Genomic DNA, 18,220 nt, shown 5'->3' with positions numbered 1-18,220 from the left:
AGGTCGCTCCCAGCGCTGGGAAGGACTCCAACTGCGACCTACTTGGGTCAGTGCTTCGCGGAGACGTCCTGGGAGATCGCGTCCGCGGTTGCCACGACTTCCGCGCGGACCGAGTCGAGGTAGCCCTCCGCCTGGGCCGCGACCGCTTGGGCCTGCAGGGAAACGTTGATTGCCGCCACAGTGTCGCCGTTGTTGCGGTTGTGCACGGGGGCTGCGATGGACATCAGGCCCAGCTCAAGCTCCTGGTCCAGCAAGCACCAGCCTTGCGTTCGGACACTCTCGACGGCGGCCCTCAGCTCGGGTGCGCTGGCGACAGTTCGCGGGGTGAGGGGCTTGAGTTCGGCCTTCTCCAGGTAGGCATCCAGCTTGGCCGGCGGCAGACCTGCCAGAAGGACACGGCCCATGGAGGTTGCGTACGCCGGGAAACGGGTACCCACGGTGATTCCCACGTTCATGATGCGCTTGGTAGCGACGCGGGCAACATAGAAGATGTCCTGCCCGTCCAGGACCGCGGCTGACGTGGACTCCCCCAGCTTCAGGCTGAGTTCTTCGAGATGTGGCTGGGCGAGCTGCGGCAGGGACAGTGCCGACAGGTACGAGTAACCGAGCTGGAGCACCTTGGCTGTGAGGGCGAAGGTCTTGCCATCGGTCCGGACATAACCGAGTTCCACGAGCGTGTGCAGGAACCGGCGGGCTGTGGCGCGGGTGAGGTCCGTGCGGGCGGCGACTTCGCTGAGGGTCATCACCGGGTTGTTCGCATCGAAAGCCCGGATCACAGCAAGCCCCCGGGCCAACGACTGCACATACTGGTCGCTGGCTGGCGGGGTCACTGCGGAGTCGGTCATGGTTACCAATCCTAGAGTGCGTTGCGGGGCCTACTCTGCGGGCTGATTTGCAGGCTTAGCGCGTTCAGCGGGCCACACAACGGGAGAACTAGGCTCCGGCCTTGAGGGGCAGGGGTACGAGTTCCTGGATTTCTTCGAAGGTGCAGCCGAAGGTTTCGCGGACGGTGACGCCTTCGGGGCCGGTGAGGAACACCGCCTTGTCCGTGTAGACACGGGTGACGCAGCCAACCCCGGTGAGCGGGTACGTGCAGGCCTCCACGAGCTTGGAAGCACCCTCGCGGGTCAGGAGCGTCATCATCACGAACACGTCCTTGGCCCCGGTGGCCAGGTCCATGGCACCCCCAACAGCGGGGATCGCGTCCGGGGCACCGGTGTGCCAGTTGGCGAGGTCACCGGTTGCGGAGACCTGGAACGCGCCGAGCACGCAGATATCCAGGTGCCCACCGCGCATGATCGCGAACGAATCGGCGTGGTGGAAGTACGAGGCTCCGGGAAGTTCGGTCACGGGGATCTTGCCCGCGTTGATCAAGTCACCATCAACGGCATCGCCCTCCGCGGCGGGGCCCATGCCGAGCATCCCGTTCTCCGTGTGGAGGGTGATGTTCTGCTCTTCGGTGAGGTAGTTCGACACCAAAGTGGGCTGCCCGATGCCCAAGTTCACGAACGAACCCGGGGCGATGTCGCGGGCCACCAGCTGGGCGAGTTCGTCACGGCCCAGGGGCTTTTCGGAGGTTTGGATGCTTGTCTGCGTGCCCATGATCAGGCCACCTTTCCGTTCGAACCAAGCGCTGCCGAACCCACCCGCACCACGCTGTTGACGTAAATCCCCGGGGTCACCACGTTCTCCGGATCCAAGGAACCGGTGGGCACGATCTCGGAGACCTGCACGATGGTGTGCTTGGCCGCGGCCGCCATGATCGGCCCGAAGTTCCGGGCTGTCTTGCGGTACACGAGGTTGCCCTTCCCGTCGGCCTTCAGCGCCTTGATCAGCGCGACGTCGGCGTGGATCGGGGTCTCGAACACCTGCCACTTGCCATCCAGGAACCGGGTTTCCTTGCCTTCAGCCAACGTGGTGCCGTACCCGGTGGGGGTGAAGAACCCACCAATACCGGCGCCGGCAGCCCGGATGCGTTCGGCCAGGTTGCCCTGCGGCACCAGCTCCAGTTCGATCTCCCCGGCGTGGTACTTCGCGTCGAAATGCCACGAATCGGACTGCCGCGGGAAGGAACAGATCATCTTCTTGACCCGGCCTTCCTTAATCAACAACGCCAGGCCTTGGTCACCTTGGCCGGCGTTGTTGTTCACGACAGTCAGGTCCTTCGCGCCGCAGTCCATCAGCGCGTCGATCAGTTCGAACGGCTGCCCGGCGTTGCCGAACCCGCCGATCATCACCGTGGAACCGTCCTTGATCCCGGCCACGGCCTCGCCAACAGTGTCAATGAAATTCAGCATGACCTTAGACTCCTTCCGAAACACCAGCGGTAACGTTTTCCAGCACCACGGCCAACCCCTGCCCGACGCCGATGCAGATCGCCGCAACGCCCCATCGCTGACCCGAGGCCTGCAAGGACCGGGCCAGCGTGCCCAGGATCCGGGTACCGGACGCGCCGAGCGGGTGGCCCATCGCGATCGCACCACCGTGACGGTTCACGATCGACGGGTCGATCCCCCACGCGTCCACGCACGCCAGCGACTGGGCGGCGAACGCTTCGTTAAGTTCGACGGCGCCAACCTGGTCCCAGCCGATGCCCGCCTTCGCGAGGGCCTTGTTCGCGGCCTCCACCGGGGCGAACCCGAAGAACTGCGGATCGTTGCCATGTGCACCACGCCCGGCAATACGCGCCAACGGATCCAACCCCAGAATCGACGACGCGGCCTCGGAGCCGATCCACGCCGCCGAAGCACCATCAGACAAAGGCGAGGCATTCCCGGCGGTGACCGTACCGCCGTCGGGCCCTGAACCTTCGGGACGGAACACCGTCTTCAACCCGGCCAGCTTCTCCGCCGAAGAACCGGCACGGATCCCCTCGTCGCGGACCAGGTCCGTCCCCGGAACCGCGGTCACCAGGTTGTCGTAGAAGCCTTCGTTCCACGCAGCATCAGCCAGGTTGTGCGAATCAGCCGCAAAAGCATCCTGCCGCTCACGCGTGATCCCGTACTTCTCCCGGAGCCGTTCCGTGGCCTCGCCCAAGGAAATGGTCCAGTCCTTGTTCATCGCCGGGTTCACCAAACGCCAGCCCAGAGTCGTAGAGGCGAGCGTCATGTCCCCTGCCGGGTACGGCTTGGCCGTCTTCGGCAGCACCCACGGCGCACGCGACATGGATTCGGCGCCACCGACCAGGACCACATCAGCGTCGCCTGCGTTGATCTGCCGCGACGCGATGATCGCCGCGTCCAGGGACGAGCCACACAAACGGTTCACCGTGGTCCCCGGAATCGAGACCGGCAAACCCGCCAGCAGCGTGGCCATGCGGGCAACGTTCCGGTTCTCCTCACCCGCGCCGTTCGCGTTGCCGAACACCACTTCATCAATCCGCTCCGGATCAAGCCCCGGCGCCCGGCGAACCGACTCACGCACCACATGCGCGGCCAAATCATCAGGACGGACAGCAGCCAGCCCCGAGCCGAACTTGCCAAACGGCGTGCGCACGGCATCGTACACAAAAGCCTGGTTCATAGGTTTTCCTTCGTTTCTACGTACCCAACTGGGTCGCAGTTGTGCGCGTTATGAACCGTCAAAACGCGCACTAATGCGACCTAGTTGGGTGAGAGGGTTTAGTTAGGGGTGGGGGACGCTTCAGAAGCAGCGTCGATGTCTTGGAAGACTTTTTGGGCCGTCTTGAACGCCGAGTTGGCTGACGGAACACTGCAGTAGATGGCGGTCTGGAGCAGGATTTCCTTGATCTCGTCCCTGCTCAGGCCGTTGTTGAGGGCCGCCCGGACGTGCATGGCAAGCTCCTCCCAGTGACCGTGGGCCACCAACGCCGTGAGTGTGACCACGGACCGCATTTGCCGGCTCAGGCCCGGCCGCGTCCAGATCCCGCCCCAGGCGATCCTGGTGATCATGTCCTGGTAATCCTCGGTAAAGGAGTCCGTGTTGGCGTTGGCCCGGTCCACGTGCGCGTTGCCCAATACTTCGCGGCGGACCACCATGCCGGCGTCGTAGATCTCCTGGCCGGTGGCCTCGGGGTGCACGGCTCCATAGCGCGACGGATCGCCGCTCCGCTGGGGGTTTACTGCGTTCACAGTCCGTTCTCCTTCATGAAGTTCCGCATCAAACCAGCCACCACGGCCGGCGACTCTGCGGGCGCGAGGTGCCCCACGCCGTCGAGCGCTTCAACAACGGCAGTACCTCCCCCGGCGCGAATGCCGGCGGCCGTCTCCTCAGCCACCGACGGCGGCGCAACGGTATCTTCGACGCCGGCAATCGCCTGCGTGGGGACGGTGATGCTGCCGAGTTGCTCGCGGACGTCGAACGCGGCGAGGGCTTCGCAGCAGAACGAGTAGCTGAAGCGGTCGGCGTCGCGGAGGGCGTGGAGCAGGCGGCTGCTGATGTCCGGCTGGCGGTCCATGAATCCCTTGGCGAACCAGCGTTCGGCAGATCCCTGGATCATGACCGGCGTGCCGAGCGAGCGCACGGTTTCCGCGCGCTCCAACCAGCCTTCGGGCGTGCCAAGCTTGGCGCCGGTGCACTGGACGGACAGGCTGCGGAGGCGGTCGCCGTGCTTGATGCCGAGCTGCAGGCCGGTGGCCCCGCCCAGCGAAACGCCCGCGTAGTGGAACCTCGCCGCTGTACTCCCTGCGGGGATCACCGAGTCGACAAGATCGACGACGGCGTCAGCCAGTTCCGCTACCTCGAAGCCTTCCGAGGCGGCCGGCGAAATACCGTGACCCGGCAGGTCCCAGCCGATGACGTCGTATTCGTCGCCGAGCAACGCGGCGGTCTCGCTCCAGAGCACGGTGGACGTGCCCAGCGACGGGCCGACCACCAGGAGCGGCTTGGCTCCCAGTTCGCGCTGCGGGGACAGCAGCACAGCCTTGACGGTTGGCTTAGCCACGGGTGGCTCCCTTCGTTGATGCAGTGAATTCGGGGTGGGCGGCGAGGATCCGACGGCTGATTTCCTTGGCTTCGCCCAGATAGCTCGCGGGATCCAGCAAGGCGTCGAGCTCTTCGTCGGGGAGCTTGTCCGTGGGAACTGCTTCGCGCAGCAGCTTGCGGTAGGTGTCCGCCTGCTGGTCGGCGGGTGCTTTGAGCGTTTCGTCGACGACGGCCTGCAGCTTTTGCTTTCCGTCTTCGCCCAGGCGGGGTGCGACGGCGGCCGTCACACCCTCGCTGAGGAGCAGCGGACCCGAGATCTCCAGGTTGCGCCGCATGGCCTCGGGGAAGACCCGGAGGCCTTCGGCGAGTTCCCGGAGTTGGATGGCAGCCCCGATGGTGAGCGCGAGAAGGCGACGCAAGGCCGGCCATTCCGTGTGCCAAGCGCCGTCCGGCCGCTCATCGTTGAAGGTCGCTGCAGCCAAGTGCAACTGGGACGCGAAAGCTGGAGCCTGGAGTGCCGCGCTGCGGATCAACACGGACAGCACGGGGTTTTGCTTCTGCGGCATGGCCGAGGAAACACCGCGGCCGGCAGCCAAGGGTTCGCCGAGTTCGGCCACCTCCGGGCGGCTCAGGAACAGCAGGTCGGCGGCGATCTTCCCGAAGGAATCCACGAGTGCGGCCAACGAGTCCCCGAGTCCCGTGACGGCCAAACGGTTGGTGTGCCACGGGGCAACTGCCGGCGAGAGCCCGAGCTTGGAAGCCAAGGAATCGGCCAGCGTGAACGGGGTTGAGCCCGAGCCGGAGGCTGGGCCGGATCCCGGGCTAACCGCGGAGGCTGCGCCGGAACCCGGGCTAGCCGCGGAGGCTGGGCCGGAACCCGGGCTAACCGCCAGGCCTGAGCCGGCAGCCGAGCCAGAATCGCCGGTCAGCTTGGTACCGGAGGCCAACGTTCCGCCCGCGCCGCCGAACTGCACGGGCAACTCCAAGGAAGTGAGCCGCGATGCAGCGGCCGCCACACCCTGGAACCACTGCGCGGACCTGAGCCCAAAGGTGTACGGAAGCGCATGCTGCGTCAGGCTCCGGCCCACACACAGCGTGTCCGCGTGCTGCTCCGCCAAGGCGGCGAGCGCCGTCGTCGTACCTTGCACCTCGGCGAGCAGCGCCGAAACGGTGCGGCTGGCCAGGAGCATGAGGGCTGAATCGAGCACGTCCTGGCTGGTGAGAGAGGTATGCACAGCGGAAGCTGCCCCGATACCGTCAGCGTCCAATTCGCGGACCTTCGCACGGAGTTCGCCGAGGAGCGGGATCACCGGGTTGGCGCCGCCCTGAGCGCGTTCGGCGATGAGGGCGAGGTCGTAGTGACCGGGATCGGCGGCTTCGGCCACCACAGCGGCGGACCCTTCCGGGGCGAGCCCGGCATCCTCAAGGACGGCCGCCCAAGCGGACTCGACGTCGAGGATTGCCGCGATCACGGCACGGTCGCCCGTCAACGCCGTCACGGCAGGTGAGGCGGTGACGGGGCTGAGGAGGCCGAAGTCGCCGTCGATCATGGCTGTTCCGAAAGATCCAGCGAACCGTCCTGCTGGAAGTCCAGGAACACGGTCTCGTCGCCGCCCTGGAGGCGGATGTCCCAGGTGAGTCCACCATCGGCGTCGCGGCGCGCGATGAGGGTCTTGCGGCGCTCGGGATCGAGGGAGCTCAGCAGAGGATCGTTGGCCAGCGCTTCCTCGTTCTCCGGCAGGTACACGCGGGTGAAGAGTCGGTTCATGAGGCCTCGGGCAAAGACGGCCACCGAAATGAACGGCGCCGCTCCAGGCTTCAGCGGTCCCGGGTTGACCGTGGTGAACGTGTAAACGCCCGAGTTGCCAACCGAACCGCGGCCCCAGCCGGTGAAGGTGTAGCCGTCGCGGACCAGCGAGCCGGTGCGCTGGACGATGTTGCCTTCGGAATCCGGCTGCCAGATTTCGAGGATGGCGTCCGGGATGGTGTTGCCGGCGCCGTCGTACACGGTGCCCTGGAGGCGGATGCTGCCGGGGCTGCCCGGTGCCAGGAGTTCGTTGTCCTTATTAAAGGGGAGGGCGTAGCCGTAGAACGGGCCCACGGTCTGGCCCGGTGTGGGTGTCAGCTTGCTCATGTGCTTACTCCTCGTCCCCGGCGTCGCTGTACGCTTCGTTTTCGGTCCAGGTCCGCTTGGAACCGGTCAGGATGATGTCCCACTTGTAGCCGAGGGCCCATTCGGGGCTGGTGAGCTCGTGGTCGTACTGGGCTACGAGCCGGTCGCGGGCGTCCTGGTCCACGATCGACTGGTAGATGGGGTCCAACGGGAAGAGCTGGTCACCCGGGAAGTACATCTGGGTGACGATGCGCTGCGTGAACTCCGAGCCGAACATGGAGAAGTGGATGTGGGCCGGGCGCCAGGCGTTCAGGTGGTTCTTCCACGGGTACGCGCCGGGCTTGATGGTGGTGAAGGAGTAAGAGCCGTCCTCGCCGGTGATGCAGCGCCCGACGCCGGTGAAGTTCGGGTCGAGCGGGGCGGGGTGCTGGTCGCGCTTGTGGATGTAGCGGCCGGCGGCGTTAGCCTGCCAGATTTCCACGAGCTGGCCTGCGACCGGGCGGCCGTCGCCATCCAGGACACGGCCCGCGACGATGATGCGCTCACCTTGGGGCTCGCCGTTGTGCTGGATGGTCAGGTCCGACTCCAGCGCGTGCACGTCCTGGTGACCGAACGCCGGCGAGTAAAGCTCAATGGTCTCCGGGTCCGCGTGGTGCAGGCTCTTCGTGGGGTGGCGCAGGATGGAGCTGCGGTACGGCGCGTAGTCCAAGCGCGGCATGGTCTCGGGAGCCTTGCCGTTCTTCAGCGACTCCGCGTAGCGCTCCTTGATGCCGTTGATCTCGGCACTGAGGTCCGCCTGCGTTTCCACCTTCTTGGCATCGTGCGCGGCGTGTGGCTCTGCTGGCGGCACGAGTTCCTCGGATTCGAGAGCTTGCGCGGTGTTGTCTTGCGGCACAGCCGGCTCCTTTCTATGGATTCTTTGTCAGGTCCGGGCTGCTATGCCCGGTGAAGTGAGTCGTATTGGACGGCGTGGCGCACCGGGGCGTTGGGCGCTCCGTAGCCGTCGTAGGTGCCGCGGCGTTCTACCATCTCGAAGAACACGCTGCCCACAGTGGCCGTGTAGAAGTGGAGGAATTCGCCGTTGGCGTCCCGGTCATACAGGAGGTTGAGTTCCTGGAGCGTGTCCAGGAAGCCGGGTTCAAGATCGAACCGGGCGTCCAGGTCCTCGTAGTAGTTGGCCGGAATCTGCAGGAACTCCAGTCCGCGTTCCCGGGCGGACCGGGCTGTCGCCACGAGGTCGTCCACGGCGAACGCGATATGTTCCTGGTAGGTTTTGCGTGCTTTGTCGGCCTGCTGCGCCGGGGCCAGGTTCAGCACCAGCCGTACCGCGCCGTCGGTGGTCTGCATGACCTGCGAACGCACCAAACCGCTGGGGCTGGGTACTTCGGCGAACGGCTGCGGCTCGAGGGCCAATGCGCTGGTGTAGAAGAGGACGGCTTCGTCGAAGTGCTGCCACGGCTGGGCGAGGTTCACATGGTCAATGACGGCGTTTTGATGTGTAGCCGGGTGTTCCAGCCCCTCGCCGAACTCGTGCGTCCAGGCGGCCGTGCCGTCAGGGCTGCCTTGGCACAGGAAGATCTCGGTGGAGTCCGGCGCGGCGATGCCTTGGAACACTTCCTCGTCTGCCTGGACCTTCCGGGCCACCACCGGCGCCTTGAGTTGCTGGGCGCGGGCGGAGGCAATCACGGGAGAGTCGACGTCGAACCCCAACGCGGCAATAGCCGGTTCGGTGTGCGAGGGTGCCTGTTCGTTGATGATCACGCGGGCTTGGCCCATGGTCCACAACTGGACGTCCTTGGTGCGGTGCCGGCCCTCGAATTCGAAGCCGAGCTGGCCAAGGAGCTTCTCCAGTTGGGCGGTGTCGTCCGCCTTGACCTCGGCGAAGTTGAAGCCTGCCGGCTCGTTCACCTTGGGCAGCGTGGCCAGTTCCATGGGATAACGACGGCGGCCGGCGGCTTTCGTTTCAGTGTTGCTTTCAGCGGGGGTGCCCGCCAACCACTTGGCACTCTGTTCCTCAAGCCAGATGAGCGAGCGCATGGCATCCACGGCCGTCCGCTCCACGTCCGACTGCCGGAAAACGTCGTTGAACACCTCCAAGGAAACAGGCCCTGTGTAACCCGCGCGGACCACGTGGCCCATGAACTTGGCGAGTTCGAACTGTCCCTCGCCGGGGAAAACCCGGTAGTGCCGGCTCCAGGACAGCACATCCATGGAGAGCTTGGGGGCGTCGGCCACCTGGACGAAGAAGATCTTTTCCGCGTTGATGTCCTCGATCGGCGCGGTGTCCCAGTCCCGGGAAAGGATGTGGAACGAGTCCAGGCAGGTGCCGAGGTTGGGGTGGTCCACCATCTCCACCAGGCGGTAGGCGTGCTCGTAATCGTTGACATACTTGCCCCAGGCCAAGGCTTCGTAAGCCACCTTGACGCCGTGGTCCCCCGCCAGTTCGGCGAGTTCGCGCAGCTGTTCGGCCCGAAGGTTATCGTCGTCGATGGTTGCCGTGGCCACGTTGGAGCAGACCAGGATGGTGTCCATGCCCAGGCGCTCCATCAGGTTGAACTTCGCCCCGGCGCGCTTGAGGTTTGCCTTCAGCAAGTCCGGAGTGACGCCGTCGAAGTCGCGAAACGGCTGGTACAAATCCAAGCCGAGGCCCAGATCCGCCGCCATCTTCCGTACGTCCTCGGGGCTGAGCGAAGAGGTGACGAGGTCCTGCTCAAAGATTTCAATACCGTCGAAACCCGCGATGGCGCAGGCTTGCATCTTCTCCCTCAGCGTGCCGGACAGGCAGACCGTAGCGATTCCAGTGCGCATCAGTGGGCCGCCTTTGCCAGTGCTGGTGCCTGCTCTTCAGAGGCGATGAGTTCCAGGAAGTGTTCGCGCATACGGTCGCGGTCGGCGTCCTGTCCGGTAAAGATCTTGAAGGCGTCCGCCGCCTGCCCAACTGCCATGCGGCCGCCGTCGAGCACTTCGCAGCCTTTGGCGCGCGCTTCGCGGACCAGTTGCGTTTCGATGGGGCGGTAGACGATGTCCGCCACCCAGTGGCGGGATTCCAGGAGCTCGATGTCCAGCGGCAGGCCCGGGTGGGCTGCCATGCCGATGGGGGTGCAGTGCACCAAGCCGTCAGCGAGGGGCATGATCTGTCCCAGTTCGGCGATGCTTCGCGGCGTGATGGTTGCAGCCGGGAAGAGTTCGCCCAGCTCTGCGGCACGTTCGGCCGCGCGGTGGGGGTCCATGTCCACGAGGTCCAGCTGCTTGGCGCCTGCCTTGAGCAAGGCGTACGCGACGGCGGATCCGGCACCGCCCGCGCCGAGCTGGACCACGCGATCTAGCTTGGCCTCCGGGAGTCCGTCGGCGAGCGCCGAGCCGAAGCCGGAGAAGTCTGTGTTGTGGCCGATGAACCGGCCGTCCTGGATCAGGACCGTGTTGACGGCACCCAGGCGACGGGCGTCGTCGGAAATCTCGTCAAGGTGCTCCAGCACCAGCTGTTTGCACGGGTGAGTGATGTTGAGGCCGTTGAAACCCATCTGCCGGGCGGCTGTGAGGAGATTCCCGACGGCGGTGGCCGGCAATGCGAGCTCAAGCAGGTCGATGGGGCGGTACAGCAAGCGAAGGCCCTGCACGTCGGCCTCGCGTTCATGCATGGGCGGAGTCAGCGAGGGCATGACGCCTTCGCCAATCAGGCCCACCAGAACGGATTCGGCTCGGTTGCTCATCCTCAAGCTCCTTTTACTTTCACGCTCCGCCGGTGCGTATCAACGCGGTCCCGACCGGGCGTATGACTCAGGTTACTACAGTTGTTCATATTCCGCACGCATGTTCTTATCGCGAACAAACTGCCAGGGCTGCCCCTGCGTTGCTGGGCCTGCCCTGCGTGCTTCGTGAGTGTCTTGCGGCGCAAAGCGGGCCCCACAACGCATGTTCAGCGCTGGGGCAGGCGGGCCGCGAGTTCTGCCGCGGCTTCCTGCAGGGTGGGCACGTGGGCCACGAGTTCCTCCATGGTCAGGCGGAATACCGGCACGGCGACGGCGATCGACGCAAAGGCATTGCCCTGGGAGTTGAGAATCGGCACGGCAACTGCACGCATGCCAATCTCGTTCTCCTCATCCATCACGGCATAGCCCTGGCGGCGGACCTGCTCAATCTCCTCACGGAACTTGTCCCGATCGGTGATGGAGTGCTCAGTCAGGGCCTCGAGGGGAAGTTCTTCGAGCAGTCGCTTGCGCTCGATCTCCGTCTCGAACGCCACGATCGCCTTGCCCACGGACGTGGTGTGGAGCGCACCAAGGTGTCCGGGGTCGCTCGTGACCCGGAAGGACTTGGGTCCGTCCACCTTGTTGACCGTCAGGTGATGGTCGCCGTCGCGAACGGAAAGGATGGTGGCTTCATGCGTGCGTTCAGTGACGCGTTGCAGTACAGGCAGTGCAGTTGCTGCAAAACCGTGATGATTGGAAACGCGCTGGCCGAGCTGGAACACGCGGAGGCCCAGATGGTACCGGCGCCCGTCCGGCTCATAGTCCACAAAGCCATCCCTGGTCAGTGAGCCCAGCAGGCGGTATGTAGTGCTGAACGGCAGGCTTGCGCTCCTGGCAAGGTCCGCCGCACTGGCGCCCTTCGGCTCGTTGCCCAGCAATACCAAAAGGCTCAAGGCCTTGCCAACCATGTCGGTCTTTGTGTCCTCTTTCACACTCATAAGTGAAATACTCTCACATTGTGAGAGCTATTTCTAGATGGTGATTACTTCTCTTGACAAGTGACCCCACTCACAGCCACTATTGCTGTATTACACAAGTAGCTCTCACCATGTGGTTACTTATCGGGAAGCTCCAGCCGCACCTCGCTCGGGATCCCGCACAGCTTTATCCGCGACATCGTCGTCACAGAAGGAACACCCCATGAGCCAAACAATGCCGTCAGCGACGCCAGGCACAGAAACGACCAAGGGAACGCCCAAGAAAGCCGCACTCGCCAGCTTCCTGGGCAGCGCCGTTGAGTACTACGACTTCTTCATCTTCGGATCGGCCGCCGCGCTGATCTTCCCGCACGTCTTCTTCCCGGATGCGGACGCCAACGCTGCCATCATGTCCTTCGCGACCTTCGGCTTCGCCTACGTCGCACGCCCCGTGGGCGCCATCATCTTGGGCCACTTCGGTGACCGGATCGGCCGCCAGAAGGTCCTCATGTTCACACTGGTCCTCATGGGTGCGGCAACCTTCGTGATCGGCTGCCTGCCGGACTTCAAGACCATCGGCTGGTGGGCACCCGTGCTGCTGGTGCTGGCCCGCCTGGCCCAGGGCCTCTCCGCCGCCGGCGAGCAGGCCGGTGCCTCCTCCATGACGCTGGAGCACGCTCCGGACAACCGCCGCTCGTTCTTCACCTCCTGGACCCTCACCGGAACACAGGGTGGACAGATCCTGGCAGCTCTGGTCTTCATCCCGGTGGTGGCGCTTCCCGACGAGATCAAGTACGGCATCGGCTGGCGCATCCCGTTCTGGCTCAGTGCCGTGGTGGTGATGGTGGCCTACTTCATCCGCCGCACCCTGCACGAGCCGCCCGCATTTGCCGAGGCCAAGAAGAACAACCAGATCGCAAAACTTCCCATCGCCGACCTCCTGAAGCTGCACTGGCGCGACGTCCTCCGCGTGGTGTGCTGCGCCTTCATCGCCGCCGTCAGCACGGTGTTCGGAACCCTGGCCATCAAGTACGCCCAGGACGTAGCCCACGTAAACAGCACCATTACGCTGTGGCTCGTGGTTGCGGCCAACATCGTGGCACTTGGCACCCAGCCCCTGTTCGGCATGCTGGCGGACAAGATCGGCCGCAAGCCCGTGTTCGTCTACGGAGCCCTGGCCAGCGCCATCATGACACCGGTCTTCCTCCTGACCCTCGAAGGCGGCAATGTGCCGCTGATGTTCCTGGTCTCCATCGTGTTCTTCTCGTTCGGTTATGCCGCAGCCAACGCCGTCTGGCCGTCGTTCTATGGAGAAATGTTCAGCACCAAGGTCCGTTTCTCCGGCCTGGCCATCGGCACGCAGCTCGGCTTCCTCATGGCAGGCTTCGCTCCGGCAATCGTTACGGCCATGGGCGGAACCAAGGCCGGCGGATGGGTCCAGATCTCCATCTTCAGCGGCATCATCTGCGTGATCGCCGCCGTCTCCGCCCTGACAGCCCGTGAATCCGCAAAGGTCCCGACGGCCCAACTCGGCCTGCACAAGTAGTCCAGCCTGTAACGGAGGAGCGCTCCTTCCCGGCTCCTGGGAGCGCCCACCAGTGACGACACACAGAAATGCCCGGCATGTTCCCCAACATGCCGGGCATTTCAGCGTCCCGCGCAACCTGATTGCGGAGCACGCAGCGCGAGTAGGCGAAGGAATGCTGGCGGGACTACCGCGGATTCAGGGCCACCGGCTTGAACTTGCCTGCGCCGGTCCCGGAGTACAGCAACAAGGAGCCATCCCCGGCTACCCCCACCACTGACGGGTCACCAGTGCCGGTAAATCCGTTGCCCAGCGCCGCGATGCTGGAGAACATGTTCCACCCCGATCCAAGGAAGGAGCGCGACAGGAAGCCACCGGATCCGTCGCCCGGGTAGAGCCACAATCCACCATCGTTGCTCCGGCCCAGGATGTCCTCCCGGCCATCGCCATTGAAGTCGCCGGCCTGCAGCACCAGATTGAACATGTCCCAGCCGGAGCCGATCTGTTTCCGGGGCAGGAACCCGCCGCTGCCATTCCCGGGGTAGGCCCACAACGTTCCATCCGAGGACGCCGCCACGATGTCCGGCTTTCCGTCACCGGTGAAATCGCCGGGGGCAAGCATTTGTGTGAACCACTGCCACCCCGTACCGATCTGCTTCCGCGCCAGGAACTGCCCCTTCCCGTCCGTCGGATAGAGCCACAACGTCCCGTCAGGGGCCCGCCCCACCAAATCGGGACGGGAATCGCCGTCGAAATCGCCGGCACTGAGCACCGTGGTGAACATGTTCCACCCCGTCCCGATCTGCTTGCGCGGCAGGAAACCCCCCGAACCGTTCCCCGGGTAAAGCCACAGAACCCCGTCCTTGCCGCGCGCCAGGACGTCAGCCACGCCGTCGCCGTCGAAATCACCGGCCTCCCAGACCTGGCTGAACGCGGACCAGCCGGCACCGATGGCAATCCGGCCAGCAAAGCCGCTACCGTCACCCGGGTACAGGGTCATGCCGCCGCCCGACGCGGCGGCCAGCACATCCGCGGACTTGTCGCCCGTCAGGTCTGGACCGCCGATGATGTCGCCGGCACTGTTCCAACCACTTCCGACGGCGGCACGCGGCCGGAAGCCTCCCTCGCCGTCGCCGGGGTAGACATAGAGCGTCCCGTCGCTGGCCCGGGCGAGGAGTCCGGAAATGCCGCCGCCGAAGGAACCAGCCGGCGCGAGAGTAGTGAAGACATCCCAGCCCTGCCCGATCTGCGTCGCGGCCAGGAAGCCACCGGAGCCGTTGCCCGGATAGAGCCACAAGCGTCCATCGTTACCGGCGGCAAGGAGGTCGTTGCGCGAGTCGCCATCGAAATCGCCCACGGCCACAATCTGCGAGAAACCCTGCCAGCCTGAGCCCACCTGGCTCCGCGTGAGGAATCCTCCCTTGCCGTTGCCGGGGTAGAGCCACAGTCCGCCGTCACTGGCCCGTGCCAGGATGTCCGCGAAGCCGTCACCGTTGAAGTCGGCCGTGCCGAGGACTGCGTTGAAGATGCCCCAGCCCGATCCGATCTGCACCGGATCTTTCAGCCGGTTCCCGGACTGGCCGCCAAAGAGAAGAAGTGAGCCATCAGCCTCGCGGGAGATCACGTCGGGGAGCTTGTCGCCGTCGAAATCCCCTGCCGAGAAGCGCATGCGGGTCTTGAGTTTCGGATCGGCATTGATGGTGACCGTGGCGGAAGTGCTGGAGACCGCGTTGATGGTGACCTGGGTGCCGGTGTAGGTAGTGAAGGTGCTGCCGGCCTGCCACGCGTGGTTCTTGGCGTACCAGGGTTCGGTGAACGGGATAGTGGAAGGCATGAGTATCAGCGACGACGCGATGGTCGCGCCCCCACGTTGGACGATCTTCACGCCGCGGTTGCCCTCACGGCCCGCCGCGGAGAGGTAGCTGTCGTAGCCCACCGGCTGCCGCAGTTCGAGGTAGTAGACCTCCTTGCTCACGGGGTCCGTGAACTTGATGGCCCGCTGCGCGTCGGTTCCGCCCCACGGTTTGAGGGTGTAGCTCTTGACTCCGCCGGCTACCCCGACGTCCCGGATCTCGTCGCCCCGACCGAAGCCCGCGTAGTCCCAGAACGACGAACTCACCACGGGCTGCGCATATTGAGCCGCACCCATGATGTCCGTGGTGTCCCCATATTCACGGATGTAGCAGGACGGGTCCGTGAACCTGCCGCTGCTGTCCGTCCCGACATCCGGCACACCGCTTCCGCACTGCAGGGCGTCAGCGTGCATCAGGCCGATCACGTGCCCGAACTCGTGCGTCATTACGTTGCTGGAGAAGCTGCTGAGCTGCGGCATCAGCACCCGGCCGCTGTAGCTTCCGCTGCTGTAACCGGCACCCAATGCGTTGCCGGACAAGGTGGAGGTTGGGATGAAGATGACCAGCGCCGTGTAGGGGCTCGCCGACCATTTCAACTCGCTGGTGATCGTGGAAATGATGGTGCCGTAGCTGTCCGTGGATCGGGCGCTCGACTGGAATCCGGCCACCCGGGAGTCCACGGTCATGGACAGCCGGCCCGCCGTCATCGCCCTCCAGTAGCCACTGGTGGCTGCCACTGCCTGCTCGGCTCCGCTCATGGACACCGTGTTGGTATTGTCGGCCAGTTTCGCGGTGACCAGCCGGATCCGGATGTCACCGTTGGGACCCGCCGCGGCCACACCGTCGCTGAGGCGGCTTTCGACGTCGGTAGATCCTTGGGTGGCTCGCGGCGGAACCGTGGGCGGCGTCTCGAAGACGTGATCCGAGTGCGGTGTGCCCTCGACGAATCTGACGTTCGGATTATCGGGGCTGGGCAGCGGCACGGCCGTTGCCGGGGCCTGGACAAAAAGCAGGCCGGTGGCGAAAACCACCAAGCCCGTGGAAACCGCAATTGCACGCCGCAGCAAACCCATGGAATCTCCCAGAGACCGAGCCTTCGGTTCCCGTGAGTCTCAAGAACCGAGATCAGGCTACAACCGGCCCCGCTGACTGCGGCGGACCTGCGGGCCGAGCGTCGGCGCGTCACCCCGCCGGTGACGCGTTCCGGCGTCGGGCATTTCCCGAAACTCGGGCAGCGCCCAATGCTAACCGGACCCTAACCATGCCGAAATACCCCGGCAACAATGCCCCGCCACACTGGAATAGCCGGCAAGTGCAGGCACCAGCTCCAGCCAGGAGGACACCATGCTGAAGGAAGTCAAAACTCAAATAACACGTATACGCGCGATCAGCCAGCTTCACCGCGGAGACGAAATCGAGGCCCGCATGTCCGTGGGACCGGCCTACGACGATGTTGTGATCCGTCGCGGACTCGTCCAGGAAACAGCGCCGGGAATTGGCGTTGTCTGGATCATGGACCGCGTCTCCGGGATGAGGAAAGCCATCAATACCGACGAATGCAGCGTTTGGCGCGTCGCCTGACCCCTTCGCTCTGAGTTTTGGGCACGTGCCCTACCCAGGCACCCGCTCAGCCGCCGGCCACGGACTGGATAATCAAGACCTCCTGGCCGCCAGAAACTTCCGTATCAAGCCCCTTGAGTCGCCGGACCTCGTCACCGTTCACGTAAATATTCACGAAACGGCGGAGCGCACCGGTTTCATCACGCAATCGCCGGGCCAGAACCGGATACTCACCGGTCACAGTGTCCAGCAACTGTCCAACGGTCACAGCCCCGTCGGCGGACGCAGTCAGGTAGGACTGTCCGCCGACGAGAGGCTGCAGGACACCAGGCAGCAGGACCGTTATGTCAGCCACAATGGACCTAGGCCGGTGCCGGGGCGCCGGTAGTATCTTCGGGCGTCCCTGCTGCTTTCGCGGCTGTCTCCACGATCTCAGCCGCCTCCGCCAGCACCGTCTCTTCGGCGGCTGCCAGCGGCGCTTCCACGCCCGCCGGGTTTCCAACCACGACGGCGGCCCTCACGCACAGCACGTCCGGCAGGTGTGAGGCGACTTCGGTAAAGGTTCCGCCCTCGTCGGCGCTGGCATAGACGGACCCGCCGCGGGTTCCGAAGTACACGCCAACGGGATCACCGGTGTCCACGGCCGCAGCGTCACGCAGCACCGCGTTGTACTCGTGGTCCGGAAGTCCCATGTGCAACTCCGTCCAGGTGTTGCCTGCGTCTTCGGTGCGGTGGACACTCAACTTGCTGTCCGGCGGGATGCGTTCACCGTCGGCCTTCAGCGGAATCACCCAGGCCGTGCCCTCACGGCGCGGGTGGGTCAGCATCACGAATCCGAAGTCGGCCGGGAGTCCCTCGGCGATCGAGTTCCAGTTCTCCCCGTTGTCGTCCGTGCGGTACACGCCGTGATGGTTCTGGGCGTACAAGCGCCCTTCTACCGTGGCGTCGGCCGCGATCTTGTGGACGCACTGGCCGAACTCCGGGTTGGGATCGGGCATGAAGTAGGCCGAGATGCCCTTGTTCCGGGGCTCCCAGGAGGTGCCGCCGTCGAGCGATCTGTAGACGCCACCGGTGCTCATGGCGATGTGGACCTGCTCGCCGGAAGGGTCCACGACGATCGAGTGTGCGGCCGCGCCACCGTAGCCGGCACCCCACTCGCTGCGATGCGGGTGGTCCCACAGCCCACGGTTCAGCTCGAAGTGCTCGCCGCCGTCGGTGGATTTCCAGACCGAGATCGGCTCGCAACCGGCCCAGACGACGCCAGGGCGGGAGTCGGCGTCGGGATAGATCTGCCAAATGCGTTCCAGGGCGGCGTCGGTGCCGTCGGGAAACGTGATGGCGCCATTGTCAGGCTCGGTCCATGTGGAGCCAAGGTCATCCGAATGTGCGACGGTGGGTCCCCAGTGCTCGGAACGGACGCCCACCATGATCCGTGTTTTGCCGTCCCGCGTGTCAATCCCGATGCTCGGTATCTCGTTCATCAGGAAGTGCGGGCCGGAGAGGGACCAATTCTTGCGGTCAGGGCTGGTTGCCAGCCACAGACCCTTTTTGGTCCCGATCGCCAAGACATAACTCTCTGCGGTATTTGGGGTTGCCATGAGTCCCATCGAACCATCGTG

Annotated in this window: 17 protein-coding genes; 2 read left to right on the top strand and 15 right to left on the bottom strand. The window is 64.9% G+C overall.

Annotated elements, in window-relative coordinates:
• Nucleotides 1-47 precede the first annotated feature (47 nt).
• The 12 genes from ACH488_RS14445 to ACH488_RS14390 form a co-directional block, all read right to left on the bottom strand.
• The gene (locus tag ACH488_RS14445) at nucleotides 48-845 is read right to left on the bottom strand and encodes an IclR family transcriptional regulator C-terminal domain-containing protein (protein ID WP_397325213.1); all 798 of its coding nucleotides are present in this window, start codon (nucleotides 843-845) and stop codon (nucleotides 48-50) included.
• Between the two features lie 88 nt (nucleotides 846-933).
• The gene (locus tag ACH488_RS14440; RefSeq protein ID WP_397325211.1) at nucleotides 934-1,602 is read right to left on the bottom strand and encodes a 3-oxoacid CoA-transferase subunit B; all 669 of its coding nucleotides are present in this window, start codon (nucleotides 1,600-1,602) and stop codon (nucleotides 934-936) included.
• 2 nt (nucleotides 1,603-1,604) lie between these two features.
• Nucleotides 1,605-2,297, bottom strand: a complete 693-nt coding sequence (locus ACH488_RS14435; protein WP_397325209.1) for a 3-oxoacid CoA-transferase subunit A — start codon at nucleotides 2,295-2,297, stop codon at nucleotides 1,605-1,607.
• Nucleotides 2,298-2,301: 4 nt separating this feature from the next.
• Nucleotides 2,302-3,522: a thiolase family protein gene (locus ACH488_RS14430; protein ID WP_397325207.1), complete on the bottom strand. Its 1,221-nt coding sequence runs from the start codon at nucleotides 3,520-3,522 to the stop codon at nucleotides 2,302-2,304.
• A gap of 98 nt (nucleotides 3,523-3,620) precedes the next feature.
• Nucleotides 3,621-4,091: a 4-carboxymuconolactone decarboxylase gene (pcaC, locus tag ACH488_RS14425; RefSeq protein ID WP_397325205.1), complete on the bottom strand. Its 471-nt coding sequence runs from the start codon at nucleotides 4,089-4,091 to the stop codon at nucleotides 3,621-3,623.
• Complete coding sequence (locus ACH488_RS14420) at nucleotides 4,088-4,903, bottom strand: alpha/beta fold hydrolase (RefSeq protein ID WP_397325203.1); 816 nt, start codon at nucleotides 4,901-4,903, stop codon at nucleotides 4,088-4,090. Before ACH488_RS14420 ends, pcaC begins: the two co-directional genes overlap by 4 nt.
• Complete coding sequence (locus ACH488_RS14415) at nucleotides 4,896-6,434, bottom strand: lyase family protein (RefSeq protein ID WP_397325201.1); 1,539 nt, start codon at nucleotides 6,432-6,434, stop codon at nucleotides 4,896-4,898. The genes ACH488_RS14420 and ACH488_RS14415 overlap by 8 nt, the downstream gene beginning before the upstream one ends.
• Nucleotides 6,431-7,018 (bottom strand): protocatechuate 3,4-dioxygenase subunit alpha, encoded by a 588-nt coding sequence (gene pcaG / locus ACH488_RS14410; protein ID WP_397325199.1) that lies wholly within the window; start codon nucleotides 7,016-7,018, stop codon nucleotides 6,431-6,433. The genes ACH488_RS14415 and pcaG overlap by 4 nt, the downstream gene beginning before the upstream one ends.
• A gap of 4 nt (nucleotides 7,019-7,022) precedes the next feature.
• Complete coding sequence (gene pcaH / locus ACH488_RS14405; protein WP_397325197.1) at nucleotides 7,023-7,892, bottom strand: protocatechuate 3,4-dioxygenase subunit beta; 870 nt, start codon at nucleotides 7,890-7,892, stop codon at nucleotides 7,023-7,025.
• Between the two features lie 41 nt (nucleotides 7,893-7,933).
• Nucleotides 7,934-9,805 carry a bifunctional sugar phosphate isomerase/epimerase/4-hydroxyphenylpyruvate dioxygenase family protein gene (locus ACH488_RS14400; protein ID WP_397325195.1) on the bottom strand — a complete coding sequence of 624 codons (1,872 nt, stop codon included), beginning with the start codon at nucleotides 9,803-9,805 and terminating at the stop codon, nucleotides 7,934-7,936.
• Nucleotides 9,805-10,707: a shikimate dehydrogenase gene (locus ACH488_RS14395; RefSeq protein ID WP_397325193.1), complete on the bottom strand. Its 903-nt coding sequence runs from the start codon at nucleotides 10,705-10,707 to the stop codon at nucleotides 9,805-9,807. Before ACH488_RS14395 ends, ACH488_RS14400 begins: the two co-directional genes overlap by 1 nt.
• A gap of 206 nt (nucleotides 10,708-10,913) precedes the next feature.
• Nucleotides 10,914-11,684 carry an IclR family transcriptional regulator gene (locus tag ACH488_RS14390; protein WP_397325191.1) on the bottom strand — a complete coding sequence of 257 codons (771 nt, stop codon included), beginning with the start codon at nucleotides 11,682-11,684 and terminating at the stop codon, nucleotides 10,914-10,916.
• A gap of 202 nt (nucleotides 11,685-11,886) precedes the next feature.
• Between ACH488_RS14390 and ACH488_RS14385 the strand changes: the two genes are divergently transcribed.
• Nucleotides 11,887-13,209, top strand: a complete 1,323-nt coding sequence (locus ACH488_RS14385; protein WP_397325189.1) for an MFS transporter — start codon at nucleotides 11,887-11,889, stop codon at nucleotides 13,207-13,209.
• 166 nt (nucleotides 13,210-13,375) lie between these two features.
• Here ACH488_RS14385 and ACH488_RS14380 read toward each other — a convergent pair whose 3' ends face one another.
• Nucleotides 13,376-16,114, bottom strand: a complete 2,739-nt coding sequence (locus ACH488_RS14380; protein ID WP_397325188.1) for an FG-GAP-like repeat-containing protein — start codon at nucleotides 16,112-16,114, stop codon at nucleotides 13,376-13,378.
• 271 nt (nucleotides 16,115-16,385) lie between these two features.
• Between ACH488_RS14380 and ACH488_RS14375 the strand changes: the two genes are divergently transcribed.
• A complete protein-coding gene (locus ACH488_RS14375) occupies nucleotides 16,386-16,622 on the top strand; it encodes a hypothetical protein (protein ID WP_397325187.1) in 237 nt (78 codons plus the stop codon).
• A gap of 46 nt (nucleotides 16,623-16,668) precedes the next feature.
• On the opposite strand, the gene ACH488_RS14370 is transcribed toward ACH488_RS14375, so the two are convergent.
• Both ACH488_RS14370 and ACH488_RS14365 read right to left on the bottom strand, forming a co-directional pair.
• Nucleotides 16,669-16,956: a MoaD/ThiS family protein gene (locus ACH488_RS14370; protein ID WP_397325185.1), complete on the bottom strand. Its 288-nt coding sequence runs from the start codon at nucleotides 16,954-16,956 to the stop codon at nucleotides 16,669-16,671.
• Nucleotides 16,957-16,963: 7 nt separating this feature from the next.
• Nucleotides 16,964-18,208 carry a WD40/YVTN/BNR-like repeat-containing protein gene (locus ACH488_RS14365; RefSeq protein ID WP_397325183.1) on the bottom strand — a complete coding sequence of 415 codons (1,245 nt, stop codon included), beginning with the start codon at nucleotides 18,206-18,208 and terminating at the stop codon, nucleotides 16,964-16,966.
• Nucleotides 18,209-18,220 lie beyond the last annotated feature (12 nt).

The sequence above is a fragment of the Paenarthrobacter sp. NPDC018779 genome (assembly GCF_044391085.1).
GTDB lineage: Bacteria > Actinomycetota > Actinomycetes > Actinomycetales > Micrococcaceae > Arthrobacter.
Note: the sequence above shows the minus strand (reverse complement) of the source record. Positions and strands in the feature narration are given on the sequence as shown.